A 17,416-nucleotide genomic window follows, 5' to 3' on the forward strand; every position below is an offset into this window, starting at 1 on the left:
GTTTAGGTATCAGTGGCAATACACATAAGGTTAATAAGGGATACAATTTGAAATTGATTTATGTCACTTATTATTACCATGCTAAATATAATTATAGTTACTATATCTTCTTTATGCGCTGTCTGCGGTTTTGACCACCAGGCGTCTGTGGCAGTCTCCCGCCTCGAGTTTTTTCCCCCGAGCGGAACGTACTTCTAGTGGCAAAATGGTCTGCTCAAGCTCGTTATCCAGCAACACAGAGTGCGTCTCTCCTTTTTCGAACATGTAACGCTCGCCCCACTGGCGCATAGCGACAACGATAGGAAAGACGGAACGTCCGCATTCTGTGAGCACATATTCTTTATAGGCACTACCGTCTGAAGCTGGACGTATCTCAAGCACCCCAAGTTCGACCAACTGCTTCAACCGTGCAGCCAGAATATTTTTTGCCAGACCCAGGTTTTTCTGAAACTCGCTGAACCGGCGAACATCGTCAAATGCCTCGCGAATTATCATCAAACACCATCGCTCGCCAATCGCCTCTAAAGTCCTTGCGACAGGGCATTCGCTGCCTGTGAGTGATTCCTGTTTAGCCATTTGAGCTTCCTTTTAATCGCGTACTTATATTTCGAGAGCATAATCGCATAACAAACTGGTTGCAAAATAAAACCACCACTGATAAAAACAAATAATCTGGTTGCTAAAAGCAACTACAATGTCACTGGAAACTAGCTATGAATATGAAACCAGTCGTATCAGTCATTAAAAAAGAAATAACAGCTGGCAGTACTGTTTCTAAAACAAAAAATAATAGTCAAAATCACGCGCTGGCTGCTCCTTTGTTAACACCAGCTCTAACATTTCTCTTTTCATTGACGTCTGCGCTTGCCGTCGCGAATGTTTATTTTGCGCAGCCTCTCCTCGAATCTATGGCAAAAAGCTTCAGCGTACAGTCAGCTGCGATCGGTATGGTTGTGACAATGACTCAGGTCGGATATGGGGCTGGCCTACTTTTTATCGTTCCCCTTGGCGATATCGTTAATCGTAAATATCTCGTCATTACCCAGATGGTGCTTTTAGCGACAGCATTATTCATTGCTGGTTTCTCTCAAAACTGGGCAACATTTCTGGGGGCGATGGTTTTTGTCGGATTAATGGCAGTGGTCGTTCAGATAGTCGTGGTCTATACGGCTTCGCTGGCGGCAGCACATCAGAGAGGAAAAGCCGTCGGTACTGTGACAAGTGGCGTGGTACTGGGCATTCTCCTGGCTCGTTTTACATCAGGTATCATTGCCGACCTTGCTGGGTGGCGTGCCGTGTATTTGAGCTCTGCCTGCCTCATGCTAATGATGGCTGGCGTACTTTACAAAGCAATCCCCTGCTTGCCACAGCCACGGGTTAAGAGTTCTTACTGGGTGCTGATAAAGTCAGTATTTATGCTTTTTATAACTGAACCAACGCTAAGAGCCAGAGGGATATTTGCCCTGCTTATTTTTGCCGCTTTCAGCGTATTGTGGACATCCATGGTATTACCGCTAAGCGCGCAATCGCTCTCACATACTCAAATAGGTATGTTTGGCCTGGCAGGTATTGCTGGGGCATTAGCTGCGTCAAAAGCCGGGAAGTGGGCCGATCGGGGCATGGGACAACGTACTACGGGGTTATCACTGATCTTATTGCTGCTTTCCTGGTTACCCATTGCATTCGCCGAAAGATCCCTCCTGTTACTAATTGTTGGTGTCATAGTTCTGGATTTCGCCGTACAAGCGGTACACGTGACAAACCAGAGTCTTATATTTTCCGCAATACCTAATGCACACAGCAGCCTGGTCGGGGCCTATATGTGCTTTTATTCTTTGGGCAGCGCACTGGGCGCCATCGCCTCAACCCAGTTTTACTCACTTTGGGGTTGGTACGCAGTATGCGCGTTAGGTGCAGGAATCAGTGCGGCAGCTTTGCTATTCTGGTTATGGTCACAGAAAGAATGAAATTACAGCCAGAGGCATGGATTTTCTAAAGATATAATTTGAGCAGTTCAATGTCTCACTATCAGCTCAGCAACGCAGATTTCTACCTGCTGATAGCCTGCCAATCACGGCTTTGCGAACAGGAGTTGCAATGACACAAAATATCTATGATAACCCGGCATTTTTTGAAGGATACGCCACGCTCGACCGCTCGATTAAAGGGTTGGATGGCGCACCTGAATGGGCAGCAATGCAAATACTGTTACCTGAATTGCAAAGCAAATCGGTGGTCGATTTAGGTTGCGGTTACGGCTGGTTTTGCCGTTACGCACATGACCAGGGTGCCACAAAAGTACTGGGGCTGGATGTCTCCGTAAAAATGCTGGAGAAGGCTCGGGAGATGACAACGGGCGAAGGTATTGTGTATCGCCGTGAAGATCTCGAACAGTTGCAGCTTGAGCCACAAAGTGTCGATCTGTTTTACAGCTCACTTGCCCTGCATTACCTGGAAAATATAGACGCGCTGTTTGCAACGCTTCATCAGGCGCTGGTGCCCGGTGGCATGCTGGTGTTTTCAGCAGAACATCCAATTTATACCGCACCAATGCAACAGGGTTGGCTGGCTGACCAGAGCGGGCAAAAATCCTGGCCAGTGAATCACTATCAGCAAGAAGGCGAGCGCATTAGTAACTGGTTTGCCGACGGTGTTAAAAAGCAGCATCGCAAACTTTCGAGCTGGATAAATACGTTGACCGCTCGCGGTTTTGTCATCGAGAAACTTGATGAGTGGGGCCCGAGTGCCGAGCAAATCGCGCAAAACCCAGCGCTTGATGAAGAAAAAGAACGCCCGATGATTTTTCTGCTGGCGGCGCGTAAACCACTTATCTAATTGCCTTCAACTATTCTCATTTTCCGCTCAAGGGGAGGTCACTCCCCCCACGTTTTCCATCCTTGCCTATACTCTTTAAACACGAGTCATAAAATAGGAAGCATTGATGAAAATTATTCTATGGGCAGTTTTGATTATCTTTATTATTGGCTTACTGGTCGTGACTGGCGTGTTTAAAATGATTTTCTGATATCTGCGGGTGCCACCATGGTGGCACCCCTTTGCTTATCCCTTCCTTCGATTTAAATCCCCCGCACTTGCGAACTCTGGTGGCGAAGCATTATTATCACTCCAATTGATTGGAGAAATAATGACTATCAAAGAAAGTGATTTTCGCAAAATTGACCTCAACCTGCTGATTGCCTTCGCGGTTTTATTTCGCGAACAAAGTGTCTCGCTGGCGGCTGATAAGCTGCACCTGGGGCAGCCTGCGGTGAGCGGCTCGCTCGCTCGTCTACGTGAGATGTTTGACGACCCACTATTTATTCGTAGCGGGCATCGCATGCAACCAACTGCACGGGCCACAGAACTGCACACCGAGCTGATGCCATTGCTGGAGCAATTGCAGAGCGCACTGTTCCAACAGGCAGAGTTCAACCCTGCGCATGCGAAAGCAACCATTACCATCGGCATGAACGATTGGGTAGAGATGTGGCTGATGCCGCAACTGGTTCCTGCGTTGCGCGAGCATGCCCCGGGCGTGCGCCTTAACGTGGTGGCAAGCGATCCTTTCACTGATGCACAGCGTCTGGAAGGTGGCGAACTGGATATGATCATTAGCGTGGCGAATCAGTCAGCGCGATGGATGGAGCGTGAACAGTTGAGTGCAATGGAGTTTGTCACTCTCTGGAATCCCACTCAGCTACAGCTTGAGGCACCGCTAAGCGCTGAGACATATGCCGCGCAACAACATGTCCTGGTGAGTTACCGTGAAGCCTCCAGTAGCCATATCGACACATTGTTAGCCAGGCAGGGTCTAAAACGTGAGATTAGCTACACCACACCACATTTCTCCGCATTACCGGGTTTGTTAAGCATGATGCCTGTGCTTGCGACCGTGCCGCAGGGGCTTTGTGAGAGTTGGCAGAAAACATGGGGATTATGCAGCAGCCCAGTTCCGCTGGAGATGGCCCCGTTTGATGTGGCATTGCTATGGCATCAGCGCCATAACAGTGACGCGGCGCTGATGTGGGTTCGTGGGTTTATTAAGCGCCTGGTGGGATAAGTTTATTTAAAATAAGTGCCATCCGCCAAATGTCGGATGGCACTAGCTTATCCGGCCTACTTCAGACTTGCCCCATTACTGGCAATCACTTCTTTATACCAGTTGAAGCTTTTCTTACGGCGGCGCTCAAGGGTACCGTTGCCCTGGTCATCGCGATCGACATAGATAAAGCCATAGCGCTTAGATAACTCGGCTTTCGATGCGCTCACCAGGTCAATTGGCCCCCAACAGGTGTAGCCCAGCACTTCCACGCCATCTTCAATTGCTTCACGCACTTGCACCAGGTGGTCGTTGAGGTAGCTAATGCGGTAGTCGTCATGCACTGTGCCATCGGCTTCGAGTTTGTCTTTAGCACCGAGGCCGTTTTCAACAATAAACAGCGGTTTCTGATAACGATCCCACAGCTTGTTGAGCAATATACGTAGGCCAACTGGGTCAATTTGCCAGCCCCACTCAGAACTCGGCAGATGCGGGTTTGGCACCATATTGAGGATATTGCCACGCGCCTTCTCATTCAGAGCTTCATCAGAAGTGACACAACCCGTCATGTAATAGCTGAACGAAATAAAGTCGATTGTGGTTTTCAGCGCTTCGCGGTCGCTATCTGAGATCTCAAGCTTAATGCCGTTGTCACGGAAGTAACGCAGCATATAGCCCGGGTACTCGCCCCGGCACTGCACATCACCAAAGAACAACCAGTTGCGGTTTTCCTGCATGGTTTCCAGCACGTCTTCTGGCTTACAGCTCAGTGGATAAACCAGGCCACCAAGCAGCATGTTACCGATACGCGCATCAGGAATGATTTCGTGGCAGGCTTTCACGGCCAACGCACTGGCAACCAGTTGATGGTGAATCGCCTGGTAAATTTCTGCTTTGCTGCTGCTTTCACTTAGCCCAACACCCGTCATTGGCGCATGCAGTGACATGTTGATTTCGTTAAAGGTCAGCCACAGTTTTACTTTGTTTTGGTAACGAGTGAACACTGTGCGGGCGTAACGCTCAAAGAATGTGATTACTTCACGATTGCCCCAACCGCCATAATTTTTCACCAGGCCCCACGGCATTTCATAGTGGGACAGCGTCACCATTGGCGTGATGTTATGTTTCGCCAATTCATCAAACAAACGGTCGTAATAGGCAAGGCCCGCTTCATTTGGCTGAGTTTCGTCCCCTTGCGGGAAAATACGCGTCCAGGCAATAGAGACGCGCAGGCAGCTAAAGCCCATTTCTGCGAACAGCGCGATATCGTCTGGATAGCGGTGGTAGAAATCAATGGCGACATCTTTAATGCCAAAATCACCTGGTTTGCGTTCGGCGACATCACCAAATACGCCATGCGGCTGAACGTCGGACGTTGAAATTCCCTTCCCGTCTTCCTGCCACGCGCCTTCTACCTGATTTGCGGCAATCGCGCCGCCCCACAGAAACTTCTCAGGAAATGCTTTCATCTACTTCTCCTTTGTTTAGCGAGTGGCCGTCAGGAACGGCATACCCGAATCAATTGAATGGCTATTAGTTAAGCGTGTCACTGCTGTGTATTCATCGCTATTGCTGATAATCACCGGCGTGGCCAGGTCGTATCCAGCATCCAGGATAGCCTGTCTGTCGAATTCAATGAGCAGGTCGCCTGGCTTAATTTTGTCCCCCACTTTCACATGGGTCGTGAAGTGCTGACCATTCAGTTTTACCGTATCAATACCAATGTGAATCAGTACTTCAATACCGCTATTGCTAAGTAAACCAATGGCATGACGTGTCTGGAATAGCGAAGCTACTTCACCATAGAAAGGTGCGATAACCTTGCCAGTGAGTGGAATGATTGCCGCCCCCTCACCGAGCAAACCACTGGCGAAGGTAGAATCAGGGACCTGATCCATCGCCAGAACGGTGCCGCTCATTGGCGCAAGAATGTCGTTTTCACTCGTGTTCGTCGCGACATTCTCTGTGGCTTCGCTGCGAGGTAATCCCGCAATATAGGTCAGCGCGCAAGCCAGCACCAAAGCCAGAACCATCCCAATAACCGCGCCCCAAACGCTGGCATCAATACCACCTGGCGGAATCATTTGCGCGATGGTGAAGATATTGGCAAAGCCAAATGAGTAGACGTTACTGTGGCTGAGCCCAACGATGGCACCACCACACGCTCCTGCTACACAGCCAAAAATAAACGGGCGACGATTCGGTAGCGTGACGCCATAAACTGCAGGTTCAGTAATACCAAAGATCCCGGCACTCACCGCTGAACCCGCCAGCATTTTCAGGCGTGTATCATGAGTTCGCAGGAAGACACCGAGACATGCGCCAACCTGGCCCATAATCGCCGGAAGCAGTAGCGGCAACAGTGTGTCGTGCCCAAATACCGATAAATTGTTAATCATCAGCGGCACCATGCCCCAGTGCAGGCCGAAGATAACGCACACCTGCCAGATAGCACCCATCACCGCACCTGCAAGCCAAGGGGCAAAGGCGTAAATCGCCTGATATCCATGCGCCAGCATCTGGCTAAGCCAGGTTGCCGCCGGGCCAATCAACAGGAAAGTCAGCGGTACGGTAATCGCGAGGCAAAACAGTGGGGTAAAGAAATTACGCACTGCAGAAGGCAGTAGCTTGTTGCCCTGCTTTTCCACCCAGCAACTTACCCATGCAGCAAAAATAATGGGAATAACAGATGAGCTGTAGTTAATAAAAGTAATGGGTATGCCGAGGAAATATTCAGTCGCAGCACCCGCATCTAGTGCCTGCATCACCACCGGGTGGGTTAACGCACCACCAATGGCCATGGTAATAAATGGATTTCCGCCAAATTTCTTGCCTGCCGTATAACCGAGCACCAGCGGGAAGAAATAAAACAGTGCGTCACTTGCCGCAAACCACAGTTTGTAAGTACCGCTGTCGGTCGCCAACCAGCCGAACACCACCGCCATAGCCAGTAAGCCTTTGAGAATACCGGAGGCCGCCATCACGCCAATAAACGGGGTGAAAACTGCCGAGACAATATCAATCAACCGGTTGAGCAGAGTGACTTTTTCACCTGATTCTTGTTCTTGTTGGGCCGTATCTTCCGTAATCCCCGCTTCAGCGCAAACGGCGTTGTAAACATCATGGACGTGGTTACCAATCACCACCTGGAATTGCCCGCCGCTTTCCACCACCATAATGACGCCAGGATTTTTTTGAGCGCCTCCGCTGCGGCTTTTTTCTGGTCTTTTAACTTAAAACGCAGCCGTGTAGCGCAATGCACCAGGCTTGCTATATTCTCGCGCCCACCAACATGGGTCAGAATGTCTCTGGCAACCTCTTGATATCCCATAATGCTTTCCTTCCACCTTTCGGCATGTGTGTCTTGAGTAAAAAAACCTGAGACCAGCCTCCCGTGAAGGGAAGCCAGTGCTCAGGTTTTGCCTGCCGCAGCAGTAACAATCCGTTTTTATCACACGTCTTACGACGCGCTTTTATGAAGCTTTAAGGCTCTCTTTACGCACTCGCTCAATGTGAATAGCGAGAAACATAATCTCTTCCGTCGCCAGTTCGCGCTGGTATTCAGTCACCAAATGACGGCTAATTTTTTCAGCACAGCGCCATGCGTGGGGATAATTGTCTTTCACCGCCGCATGGAGGGTTAAGTCATCATCTGCCACCACGTTACGACTTAGCATCCGCTGGGCGAAAAACTTAAGATGGGTAACAAAGCGCTGATAACTCAAACTATCTTCGTCATACTCAAACCGTAGCTGGTATTTTACGATTTGCAAAATCTCCTGCATGACCCGGGTAACATGCATCACTTCGGGCATTTCGCTGTTTAGCTGCGCGGTGACCAGATGCAGCGCGATAAACCCGGCCTCATCTTCAGCGAGCTGCACATTAAGCCGTTTTCCAATCAGCTCTACGGCTTCCTGACCCAGCAAAAACTCTTTGGGATAAAGGCGCTTAATTTCCCAAAGCAGCACGTTACGGATTGTCACCCCCTTCTTTTGCCGCTCGATGGCAAAATGGCAGTGGTCGGTCAACGTGATGTAGAGGCTATCTTGTAACTTCCCCAACTTCTGGCGCGAAAGCTCGATGATGCGATCGCAGGTAGTCATCACTTCCAGCGGGATTTGGCTTAACAGCTCACCTAAACGCGCTACCAGTTCATCACTTTTCAGGGCAAACACTTTCTCTATCTTGTCGTTTTCCAGGGTGTCGCCGATATGCTTCTGAAAGCCCAGACCACGCCCCATAACCACTTGTTCACGTCCGTGTTCGTCAAGAATCACCACTACATTGTTATTGAGTATTTTGGCGATTTTCATCAGTACCCCAGAAACAAAAAAACCTGACATCCGGCAGGAGCCAGAAAATCAGGTTTTGCCTGCCGTAGCAGTAACAATCCAACTGTGACACTCTATCAGCTTCGAAATATCACTCAAATGAATGAATTGAAAATCGTGACGAAGATCGCGGCTTAATGCCTCCCTGTAGGAACACGGTATATCAGATCTTAAGCTTTGTTTTCGTCAGAGCATTCATAACATTGACAAATGGTTAGCGTGGTAATAATATCTCAATCAAATTAGAAGCCAACTAATCAAATTGAAAAGCGATTTTTAGCTTGACTGGAGTTGTAGTGATGTCCAGACGAAACAACGATGCAATGACAATTGATTGCATTTTGGATTGGATAGAAGAGAACCTGGAAGCTTCAATGTCAATTGAAAGGGTTTCAGATCGTTCAGGCTATTCGAAGTGGCACTTGCAAAGGATGTTTAAAAAAGAGACTGGCTATTCATTAGGCCAATACATCCGCAACCGTAAACTGACGGAGATAGCCCGCAGACTCAAACAAAACGATGGGTCAATTATCCATTTAGCCTATCTTTATGGGTTTGAATCACAACAATCTCTCACGCGCGCCTTCAAAAACTTTTTTTCCGTACCACCGCACAGATACCGTATTGCGCACGTAGAACGCGCAGAGGAAATGTATTTCCTCCGCATACCACATTCAATGCATTCCATCGCTTAAGCGGTAGATAGAAAGAGGGGTTATGAAAAGTTTTGTTTTGTTTGTCATTCTTCTACTGACATCGAATAACATTCTGGCGGAACAACCCAATAACTTTAACGCCTCCCAAAGTAACGAGGGAGAAATGGTTATTCCGCACACTGATGATCCTTACGATATCAATGCGCTCCATAATTATAGTGATAAATCTGAATCACTCTCTTCACCTTATTATAATGACAACATTATTTAATACTTTCATTGATAAAGAAAAATCCAGCATTTTTAATATTAATCCCTGGGGTAAGATTTCTCTCCCTGTACTTTTTTTACAACTCACTCTCTACAAATAAATCCGCTGAATTTTTACCTATTTGTGGTGGTAATACGCGAGTTAAAGGTTATGACTTACCCGAACCCTTTGGCGTTGGTGTGAACTATATTAACCGGTGACAGAATATTATTGTTGATGGGTGTGCAGTATGGAGTCATTCGCAATTTCAATTTTATTACAGAAGGTTTCATTGCCGAACGTATTAGTTTTATGCACCGGGATAATTCCGTTTTTAATATGCGGAATTATTGATTATGAAAACCCTTAATTTATATTCATCACTAAGAGCTAACCAACTCTCCCAGGCTATAAGAAATTTCATGCTGTATGCCCTTGATTATCTTTCTGCATGGAAAATTCATTGCAAATAAAGGTATTAACCATGAGCAAGCTTAACCATACCCACTGCAATCACTTTTGCCCGATTGATGGAACTAAAGGTCAATGCCAATTAAGCGGGAATATCATCATGAATAACGATCCGCGTTGCAGAAACTTCAGCGAGAGATTGTGCTGTAGACATTGCTACCATTTTTGTGATGCAACAGTACCCGCACTATGCTCAGGTCTAACAAAACTGAGCATAGTCGATGCCGACACCCATGCCGAACAATGCAATGCCTTTAAACCTTATTAGCCGATTAATTCTGGTGATGACACCAAAGCGTTAATGCCATAAACATTTCGTTTTCCAGGGTCTGCAATGCTAGTCACAATTATGCTGGATACTTCAAATACAAATCAAAGCCGTTGAATAGATGATGCAATATCTTTCGATGTTTTCAATGTGCGAATTTCAGCAAAAACATCCGTCGCTTCAACATATTCTTTACGCAAATACCCCAGCCACTGCTTGATGCGCGCAACGTGATACATACCGGTGTCGCCCTGCTTTTCGAGCTGGCTATATTTTTGCAGAAGTTTCACTACATCCGGCCATGGCATACGCGGCTCGTTGTATTTAATCACGCGGCTTAAATTGGGGATATTCAACGCACCACGGCCGATCATCACGGCATCACAGCCCGTTGCCGCCATGCAGTCTTGCGCACTTTGCCAGTCCCAGATTTCGCCGTTGGCAATCACCGGAATCGATAACCGTTTGCGGATTTCACCAATTGCTGCCCAGTTAATACGCTCGGCTTTGTAGCCATCTTCTTTGGTACGCCCGTGGACGACAAGTTCTGTGGCGCCTGCCTGCTGCACCGCATCGGCAATTTCAAACTGCCGCGCATCGCTGTCCCATCCGAGTCGAATCTTAACGGTTACGGGTAAGTGCGCAGGCACGGCCTCACGCATCGCTTTCGCACCACGGTAAATCAGATCGGGGTCTTTGAGCAGTGTGGCACCGCCGCCGCTACCATTTACCAGTTTGGATGGGCAGCCGCAGTTAAGATCAACACCCCAGGAACCTAGCTCCACCGCACGCGCAGCGTTTTCAGCCAGCCATTGTGGATGTTGCCCCAGGAGTTGAATACGCACTAACGTACCGGATGATGTACGGCTCGACTGATGAAGTTCCGGGCAAAGTTTATGGAAGGATTTTGCCGGCAAAAGCTGGTCGACCACACGCAAGAACTCGGTGATACACAAGTCGTAGTCATTGACCTCTGTCAGCAGTTCACGAACCAACGAGTCGAGAACCCCTTCCATCGGCGCGAGTAGTACACGCATAGCGTTTTTCCGGTAAAAAAAGAGGCGCTATGTTAGCGCCTCTTTATGAGTTGGCAAAGCCTAATTAATTATGCGGACGCAGGCTTACGAGCTGGACGGCGACGGCCGTTTGCACCAGCAGGTTTAGCGGCACCATCACCCTGCGGGCGTGATGGGCGACGTGGTGCGCTGCTGCGATCGGATGATGCACCGGCATTGCCACCACGACGTTGACCCTGGCCCTGACCACCGCCGTTGCCACGACCGCCACCACGTTGCTGCTGGCGACCGTTAACGATAGGCTCGGCTGGAATGGACGGGTCCACTTCATAACCTGGCAGCGCCATACGCGGAACTTCACGTTTAAGCACGCGTTCGATATCACGCAACAGTTTGTGTTCATCAACACAAACCAGAGACAGCGCTTCACCCGTTGCTGCTGCACGGCCAGTACGGCCAATACGGTGCACGTAATCTTCCGGTACGTTTGGCAGTTCGTAGTTCACAACATGTGGCAGTTCTTCGATATCAAGACCACGCGCGGCGATGTCAGTTGCCACCAGCACACGAATGCCACCGTTTTTGAAGTCAGCCAATGCACGTGTACGCGCGCCCTGGCTCTTATTACCGTGAATAGCCGCTGCGGTGATACCGTCTTTGCCCAGCTGTTCTGCCAGGTGGTTTGCACCATGTTTGGTACGGGTAAACACCAGCACTTGCTGCCAGTTACCTTCACCAATCATCTGAGACAGCAGTTCTCTTTTACGTTTCTTATCAACGAAATGAACGTGTTGAGTCACTTGCTCGGATGCGGTGTTACGACGCGCAACAGACACTTCTTCTGGATTATGCAGCAGCTTTTCAGCAAGACCCTTAATCTCATCAGAGAAGGTCGCGGAGAACAGCAAGTTCTGGCGACGCGCAGGCAATTTAGCCAGCACACGACGGATATCGTGGATAAAGCCCATGTCCAGCATGCGGTCAGCTTCATCCAGCACCAGGATTTCTACCTGATCGAGTTTCACAGCGTTCTGGTGTTCCAGATCTAACAGACGGCCAGGTGTTGCCACCAGTACATCTACACCGCTGCGCAGTTTCATCATCTGCGGGTTAATGCTCACGCCGCCGAAAACCACCAGCGAACGGATATCTAAATACTTGCTGTAGTCACTCACGTTTTCGCCAATCTGAGCGGCAAGCTCACGAGTTGGCGTCAGGATGAGCGCACGAACCGGGCGACGACCTTTGGCATGCGGCTGATTGTCGACCAGGCGCTGCAAGAGCGGCAAGGTAAAGCCAGCTGTTTTACCGGTGCCGGTTTGGGCACTGGCCATCAGGTCACGACCTGCTAAGACGACCGGGATCGCCTGGCGTTGAATAGGGGTAGGCTCACGATAGCCCTGCTCTTCCACTGCACGCAGAATATCGGCGTTCAGGCCGAGAGAATCAAAAGACATAGGTACTCCAGAATCGCCCTGACCGCGAGGTGCGGTGTAGTTTCCAGGGGTTCATATGACGCCAGTCATTCTGGCGCGAGAGAGGGGCACAAACCACGGTGCCGTAAGCCGCGCAGTGTAACAGGTTTTGTGACTTTGCGCACAAATTCTATTTTTCGACACATTCACAAGATAATTGTTGGGAACTGGACACTTGGGTATCACGCGCCTACTCTTAATCAATCGATTGATTAACTTCTTAAGAGGTCGGTATGAATGCAACACCGACGCCTGCAACTTCCCGCGGCGAGCACGCAAAAAATACGCTGATTGCTTCCGCTATCGCCCAGTTTGGTGAGTATGGTCTACACGCCACCACTCGCGATATTGCCGCCCTTGCCGGGCAAAACATTGCCGCCATCACCTACTATTTTGGTTCAAAAGAAGAGCTGTATATGGCATCCGCGCAATGGATAGCCGACTTTATCACGCAAAATTTCAAGCCTCATGTCGAACGCGCCGAAGCTATTCTCAACCAGCCACAACCCGATAAATCACAAATTCGCGAGCTCATTCATACAGCTTGCGAACATATGATTGTCCTGCTGACCGCCGATGAAACACTAAACCTCAGCAAGTTTATTTCCCGCGAACAGCTCTCGCCGACTCCCGCTTATCAACTGATTCACGACCAAGTGATTGCACCAATGCATACGCATCTGACATGCCTGGTCGGGCGATATACCGGGCGCCACCCGGATGATACTGAAACAATTCTGCATACCCATGCGCTGCTCGGACAGATACTGGCTTTTCGACTCGGGCGAGAAACCATTCTGCTGCGCGCCGGGTGGCCAACGTTTGATAAAGAGAACGTGAAACAAATCAGCGATGTGGTACGCAGCCATATCGATTTCATTTTGCAGGGGTTATCAACGGAACGAGGAAATGCCAGCAATGAAAAGTAAAATGCCAATAATTATTGTGGCGCTGGTGGCGCTTATCGCGGCGGGACTTGGCGGTTGGTACTGGTACAAAAGCCAGCAAGACCAAGGCCTGACACTGTATGGAAACGTGGATATTCGCACCGTTAATTTGAGCTTCCGCGTTGGCGGGCGTCTTGCGGCGTTACAGGTTGACGAAGGTGATGCAATCAAAGCCGGGGAAACGCTGGGCGAGTTGGATCAAGGGCCGTATCAAAACTCATTGCTGCAAGCGCAGGCGAATGTCGCAGCGTCCCAGGCAAAGTTTGATTTGATCATCGCCGGTTACCGTGACGAAGAAATAGCTCAGGCCGCAGCGCAGGTAAACCAGGCGCAGGCCGCTTTTGATTACGCGCAAAACTTTTATCAGCGCCAACAGGGTTTGTGGGCGCGCCGGGTTATTTCTGCCAACGAACTGGAAAATGCCCGTTCATCGAGCGACCAGGCAAAAGCAACGCTGAAAGCCGCACGCGATAAGTTAAGCCAGTATCGCACCGGTAACCGCCCGCAGGAAATTGCCCAGGCACAAGCCAGCTTGCAACAGGCGAAAGCGCAGCTTGCTCAGGCGCAACTGGATTTACAAGACACCACACTCATCGCGCCATCTGACGGCACGCTGCTGACCCGCGCGGTTGAACCAGGCACCATGTTGAACGCCGGAAGCACCGTGTTAACCCTCTCCCTCACCCGCCCGGTTTGGGTGCGGGCTTACGTCAACGAGGTGAGTCTGAATCAGGCAAAACCAGGCACAGAACTGCTGGTTTACACCGATGGTCGCCCGGATAAGCCCTATCACGGCAAGATTGGCTTTGTCTCCCCAACAGCTGAATTTACTCCGAAAACTGTTGAAACACCTGATTTACGCACCGACCTGGTTTATCGCCTGCGAATTATTGTCACCGATGCCGACGACGCCCTGCGCCAGGGAATGCCGGTCACCGTGAAATTCAATGACGAGAAAGCACATGAGTAGCCAGGACGGTATCATTCGCCTGCAAGGGATAATGAAGCAGTTCCCCGGCCAGGAAAAACCGGCTGTGGCACGCCTTGAGTGCGAGATTCATACTGGTTCAGTGACAGGCCTCGTCGGCCCAGATGGCGCGGGGAAAACCACGCTGATGCGCATGCTGGCGGGGCTGTTAAAACCAAGCGAAGGGAATGCCAGCGTAATCGGCCTCGATCCCATAGAAGATGACCGCGCGTTACATGCGGTTCTGGGATACATGCCGCAAAAGTTTGGCCTGTACGAAGATTTAACCGTGATGGAAAACCTGACGCTGTACGCCGACTTACGTGGTGTAACCGGGGAGGAACGCGAAAAAACCTTTAAGCGGCTGCTGGAATTTACCGCCCTTGGCCCTTTTACCACGCGGCTTGCAGGGAAGCTCTCCGGCGGGATGAAGCAGAAACTCGGCCTCGCCTGCACACTAGTCGGCCAGCCAAAAGTACTACTGCTTGATGAACCCGGCGTTGGCGTCGACCCGATTTCACGCCGTGAATTGTGGCAAATGGTGCATGAACTGGCAGGCGACGGCATGCTGATTCTTTGGAGTACTTCATACCTCGACGAAGCCGAACAGTGCCGCGATGTGCTACTGATGAACGAAGGCGAGCTGTTGTATCACGGTGCCCCTAAAGAACTGACGCAGCAAATGGCTGGACGCTCGCTGCTGATAACTCATAGTGATGAGAATAACCGCAAGTTGCTGCAACGTGCGCTTAAATTGCCGCAGGTCAGCGATGGCGTGATTCAGGGCCGTTCGGTGCGTCTGATACTCGCCAAAGACGCCTCCGTTGAACAACTCACCCAGGCGCTGAATGTGCCGCCAGAAAATATTTCACAAACCGAGCCACGCTTTGAAGATGCGTTTATCGACCTGCTAGGCGGCGCGGCAACCCAGGAATCTCCGCTAGGGAAAATTCTGCATACTGTGGAAGGAAAGTCTGGGGAAACCGTTATCAAAGCCGAATCACTCACCAAAAAATTCGGTGATTTTGCTGCCACGGATAACGTTGATTTCACCGTCCAGCGCGGGGAAATTTTTGGCCTGTTAGGGCCAAATGGTGCTGGAAAATCCACCACTTTTAAAATGATGTGTGGCCTGCTGGTGCCAACTTCAGGCAAGGCTCTGGTGCTGGATATGGACTTAAAAACCAGCTCAGGAAAAGCTCGCCAGCATCTTGGCTATATGGCACAGAAATTTTCGTTATACGGCAACCTTACCGTGGAACAAAACCTGCGATTTTTCTCCGGCGTGTATGGCCTTCGCGGCAAAGCTCAGGAGGAGAAAATTAACCGAATGAGTGAAGCTTTCAGTCTAAAACCCATCATGAACAGCTCAACAGATGCGCTACCCCTCGGCTTTAAGCAGCGTCTGGCGTTGGCCTGTTCGCTGATGCACGAGCCAGATATTTTGTTCCTTGATGAACCAACATCGGGCGTTGACCCAATCACCCGCCGTGAGTTCTGGCTGCATATCAATAGCATGGTGGAAAAAGGCGTGACCGTTATGGTGACCACGCACTTTATGGATGAAGCCGAATACTGTGACCGCATCGGGCTGGTGTATCGCGGTAAGTTAATAGCCAGCGGCACACCGGATGACCTGAAAGAACAAGCCGCCGACGACGAGCAAACTGACCCAACTATGGAGCAGGCATTTATTACGCTTATCCATCAATGGGATAAGGAGCACGAAAATGAGCGAGCATAATCAAGCCGTTTCCTGGCGGCGCGTACGCGCTCTGTGCGTGAAAGAAACACGCCAAATCGTGCGTGACCCAAGCAGTTGGCTGATTGCAGTGGTTATCCCACTGTTGTTGCTGTTTATTTTTGGCTATGGCATCAACCTCGACTCCAGCCGTCTGCGGGTTGGTGTGCTGTTGGAGCAGCAAAGCGAAGAAGCGCTGGATTTCGCCCATACCATTACGGCCTCACCCTATATCGACCCAACCATTAGCGACAACCGCCAGCATCTTATTCAACTGATGCAGGCAGGGAAAATTCGCGGTCTGGTGGTTATCCCTACTGATTTTGCGCAGAACATGGCACGAGCTGGGGCTACGGCACCTGTGCAAGTGATTACCGACGGAAGCGAGCCCAATACTGCCAACTTCGTGCAGGGATACATGGAGGGGATTTGGCAAATTTGGCAGCAACAGCGGGCGGAAGATCGCGGTGAAAAGTTTGAGCCGTTAATTGACGTGCAACTACGTTATTGGTTTAACCCAGCGGCTATCAGTCAGCATTTTATTATTCCTGGAGCCATTACAATCATCATGACGGTGATCGGTGCGATCCTGACCTCGCTGGTGGTAGCGCGCGAATGGGAGCGCGGCACTATGGAAGCGCTACTCTCAACCCAAGTGACGCGCACCGAGTTGCTGCTGTGCAAACTGCTGCCTTATTACGTGCTGGGTATGCTGGCGATGCTGCTGTGTATGTTGGTATCGGTGTTTATTCTTGGCGTGCCTTTTCGCGGTTCGCTGCTGATTCTGTTCTTTATCACCAGCCTATTTTTACTGAGCACGCTTGGCATGGGGCTGCTGATTTCCACGATTACTCGCAACCAGTTTAATGCAGCGCAGGTCGCATTAAACGCCGCGTTTCTACCGTCGATTATGCTGTCTGGCTTTATCTTCCAGATTGACAGTATGCCGGCGATTATCCGCGCGGTGACTTATATCATTCCGGCGCGCTATTTCGTCAGTACGCTGCAAAGCCTCTTTCTGGCGGGAAATATTACGACCGTGTTAGTCATCAACGTGTTGTTTTTAATTGCCTCGGCGGTGATGTTTATCGGCCTGACGGCACTTAAAACCAAGCGCCGCCTTGATTAGGTACAACTGACTAAAGGCGTAATTGTTGCAGCCAGTTTGGGCGCGGACAGCGCGGAGGAACCGGAGCGTACATGAAGTACGTGAGGATTCCGAGCACTGATCAAACCCAAAATGGCAAATAAA

The 17,416-nt window shown here is 50.0% G+C and carries 16 protein-coding genes and 1 pseudogene; 11 read left to right on the forward strand and 6 right to left on the reverse strand.

Annotated features, from left to right (window positions below):
* Positions 1 to 111: 111 nt before the first annotated feature.
* Positions 112 to 576, reverse strand: coding sequence for a winged helix-turn-helix transcriptional regulator (locus AC0IXI_RS16860; RefSeq protein ID WP_064517279.1), 465 nt, complete (start codon positions 574 to 576; stop codon positions 112 to 114).
* A gap of 242 nt (positions 577 to 818) precedes the next feature.
* Between AC0IXI_RS16860 and AC0IXI_RS16865 the strand changes: the two genes are divergently transcribed.
* The 4 genes from AC0IXI_RS16865 (at position 819) to AC0IXI_RS16880 (ending at position 4,060) form a co-directional block, all read left to right on the forward strand.
* A complete protein-coding gene (locus AC0IXI_RS16865) occupies positions 819 to 1,967 on the forward strand; it encodes an MFS transporter (RefSeq protein WP_424221866.1) in 1,149 nt (382 codons plus the stop codon).
* A 130-nt stretch (positions 1,968 to 2,097) separates the two neighbouring features.
* Positions 2,098 to 2,835, forward strand: coding sequence for a class I SAM-dependent methyltransferase (locus AC0IXI_RS16870; RefSeq protein WP_134183652.1), 738 nt, complete (start codon positions 2,098 to 2,100; stop codon positions 2,833 to 2,835).
* 106 nt (positions 2,836 to 2,941) lie between these two features.
* Positions 2,942 to 3,025, forward strand: a complete 84-nt coding sequence (gene yohP, locus AC0IXI_RS16875) for a small membrane protein YohP (RefSeq protein ID WP_072009412.1) — start codon at positions 2,942 to 2,944, stop codon at positions 3,023 to 3,025.
* A 120-nt stretch (positions 3,026 to 3,145) separates the two neighbouring features.
* Positions 3,146 to 4,060, forward strand: a complete 915-nt coding sequence (locus tag AC0IXI_RS16880; RefSeq protein ID WP_134183654.1) for a LysR family transcriptional regulator — start codon at positions 3,146 to 3,148, stop codon at positions 4,058 to 4,060.
* 56 nt (positions 4,061 to 4,116) lie between these two features.
* On the opposite strand, the gene AC0IXI_RS16885 is transcribed toward AC0IXI_RS16880, so the two are convergent.
* From AC0IXI_RS16885 to licT, 3 genes and pseudogenes are all read right to left on the reverse strand, one after another.
* Positions 4,117 to 5,508, reverse strand: a complete 1,392-nt coding sequence (locus tag AC0IXI_RS16885) for a glycoside hydrolase family 1 protein (protein ID WP_134183656.1) — start codon at positions 5,506 to 5,508, stop codon at positions 4,117 to 4,119.
* A gap of 15 nt (positions 5,509 to 5,523) precedes the next feature.
* A pseudogene (gene bglF, locus AC0IXI_RS16890) lies at positions 5,524 to 7,370 on the reverse strand (PTS beta-glucoside transporter subunit IIABC).
* Positions 7,371 to 7,512: 142 nt separating this feature from the next.
* Positions 7,513 to 8,355, reverse strand: a complete 843-nt coding sequence (gene licT / locus AC0IXI_RS16895) for a BglG family transcription antiterminator LicT (protein ID WP_471682813.1) — start codon at positions 8,353 to 8,355, stop codon at positions 7,513 to 7,515.
* Between the two features lie 317 nt (positions 8,356 to 8,672).
* Between licT and AC0IXI_RS16900 the strand changes: the two genes are divergently transcribed.
* From AC0IXI_RS16900 to hpdC, 3 genes are all read left to right on the forward strand, one after another.
* Positions 8,673 to 9,068, forward strand: a complete 396-nt coding sequence (locus AC0IXI_RS16900) for a helix-turn-helix domain-containing protein (protein ID WP_134183662.1) — start codon at positions 8,673 to 8,675, stop codon at positions 9,066 to 9,068.
* A gap of 22 nt (positions 9,069 to 9,090) precedes the next feature.
* Positions 9,091 to 9,300: a multiple antibiotic resistance regulatory protein MarB gene (gene marB / locus AC0IXI_RS16905; protein ID WP_064517260.1), complete on the forward strand. Its 210-nt coding sequence runs from the start codon at positions 9,091 to 9,093 to the stop codon at positions 9,298 to 9,300.
* Between the two features lie 463 nt (positions 9,301 to 9,763).
* Positions 9,764 to 10,018, forward strand: a complete 255-nt coding sequence (hpdC, locus tag AC0IXI_RS16910; protein WP_166671953.1) for a 4-hydroxyphenylacetate decarboxylase small subunit — start codon at positions 9,764 to 9,766, stop codon at positions 10,016 to 10,018.
* A 104-nt stretch (positions 10,019 to 10,122) separates the two neighbouring features.
* Here hpdC and dusC read toward each other — a convergent pair whose 3' ends face one another.
* Both dusC and rhlE read right to left on the reverse strand, forming a co-directional pair.
* Positions 10,123 to 11,055, reverse strand: a complete 933-nt coding sequence (dusC, locus tag AC0IXI_RS16915) for a tRNA dihydrouridine(16) synthase DusC (RefSeq protein ID WP_134183666.1) — start codon at positions 11,053 to 11,055, stop codon at positions 10,123 to 10,125.
* A gap of 68 nt (positions 11,056 to 11,123) precedes the next feature.
* A complete protein-coding gene (rhlE, locus tag AC0IXI_RS16920) occupies positions 11,124 to 12,491 on the reverse strand; it encodes an ATP-dependent RNA helicase RhlE (protein WP_134183668.1) in 1,368 nt (455 codons plus the stop codon).
* Positions 12,492 to 12,742: 251 nt separating this feature from the next.
* Between rhlE and cecR the strand changes: the two genes are divergently transcribed.
* Genes cecR through AC0IXI_RS16940 form a run of 4 tightly spaced genes read left to right on the forward strand, consistent with a single transcriptional unit; the run spans position 12,743 to position 17,293 of the window.
* Complete coding sequence (gene cecR, locus AC0IXI_RS16925; protein ID WP_064517251.1) at positions 12,743 to 13,438, forward strand: transcriptional regulator CecR; 696 nt, start codon at positions 12,743 to 12,745, stop codon at positions 13,436 to 13,438.
* Between the two features lies 1 nt (position 13,439).
* The gene (gene hlyD, locus AC0IXI_RS16930) at positions 13,440 to 14,426 is read left to right on the forward strand and encodes a secretion protein HlyD (RefSeq protein WP_413498117.1); all 987 of its coding nucleotides are present in this window, start codon (positions 13,440 to 13,442) and stop codon (positions 14,424 to 14,426) included.
* Complete coding sequence (locus AC0IXI_RS16935; RefSeq protein ID WP_134183673.1) at positions 14,419 to 16,167, forward strand: ATP-binding cassette domain-containing protein; 1,749 nt, start codon at positions 14,419 to 14,421, stop codon at positions 16,165 to 16,167. Before hlyD ends, AC0IXI_RS16935 begins: the two co-directional genes overlap by 8 nt.
* Positions 16,154 to 17,293, forward strand: coding sequence for an ABC transporter permease (locus AC0IXI_RS16940; RefSeq protein ID WP_064517243.1), 1,140 nt, complete (start codon positions 16,154 to 16,156; stop codon positions 17,291 to 17,293). Before AC0IXI_RS16935 ends, AC0IXI_RS16940 begins: the two co-directional genes overlap by 14 nt.
* Positions 17,294 to 17,416 lie beyond the last annotated feature (123 nt).

Source organism: Buttiauxella sp. AC038 (assembly GCF_979253565.1).

What these genes read in the sequence shown, in the direction of transcription:
- AC0IXI_RS16880 (WP_134183654.1), top strand. Translation starts at nt 3,146, where the DNA reads ATGACTATCAAAGAAAGTGATTTTCGCAAAATTGACCTCAACCTGCTG.
- dusC (WP_134183666.1), bottom strand. Translation starts at nt 11,055, where the DNA reads ATGCGTGTACTACTCGCGCCGATGGAAGGGGTTCTCGACTCGTTGGTT.
- AC0IXI_RS16900 (WP_134183662.1), top strand. Translation starts at nt 8,673, where the DNA reads ATGTCCAGACGAAACAACGATGCAATGACAATTGATTGCATTTTGGAT.
- marB (WP_064517260.1), top strand. Translation starts at nt 9,091, where the DNA reads ATGAAAAGTTTTGTTTTGTTTGTCATTCTTCTACTGACATCGAATAAC.
- AC0IXI_RS16940 (WP_064517243.1), top strand. Translation starts at nt 16,154, where the DNA reads ATGAGCGAGCATAATCAAGCCGTTTCCTGGCGGCGCGTACGCGCTCTG.
- AC0IXI_RS16870 (WP_134183652.1), top strand. Translation starts at nt 2,098, where the DNA reads ATGACACAAAATATCTATGATAACCCGGCATTTTTTGAAGGATACGCC.
- licT (WP_471682813.1), bottom strand. Translation starts at nt 8,355, where the DNA reads ATGAAAATCGCCAAAATACTCAATAACAATGTAGTGGTGATTCTTGAC.
- AC0IXI_RS16885 (WP_134183656.1), bottom strand. Translation starts at nt 5,508, where the DNA reads ATGAAAGCATTTCCTGAGAAGTTTCTGTGGGGCGGCGCGATTGCCGCA.
- yohP (WP_072009412.1), top strand. Translation starts at nt 2,942, where the DNA reads ATGAAAATTATTCTATGGGCAGTTTTGATTATCTTTATTATTGGCTTA.
- hlyD (WP_413498117.1), top strand. Translation starts at nt 13,440, where the DNA reads ATGCCAATAATTATTGTGGCGCTGGTGGCGCTTATCGCGGCGGGACTT.
- AC0IXI_RS16860 (WP_064517279.1), bottom strand. Translation starts at nt 576, where the DNA reads ATGGCTAAACAGGAATCACTCACAGGCAGCGAATGCCCTGTCGCAAGG.
- cecR (WP_064517251.1), top strand. Translation starts at nt 12,743, where the DNA reads ATGAATGCAACACCGACGCCTGCAACTTCCCGCGGCGAGCACGCAAAA.
- rhlE (WP_134183668.1), bottom strand. Translation starts at nt 12,491, where the DNA reads ATGTCTTTTGATTCTCTCGGCCTGAACGCCGATATTCTGCGTGCAGTG.
- AC0IXI_RS16935 (WP_134183673.1), top strand. Translation starts at nt 14,419, where the DNA reads ATGAGTAGCCAGGACGGTATCATTCGCCTGCAAGGGATAATGAAGCAG.
- hpdC (WP_166671953.1), top strand. Translation starts at nt 9,764, where the DNA reads ATGAGCAAGCTTAACCATACCCACTGCAATCACTTTTGCCCGATTGAT.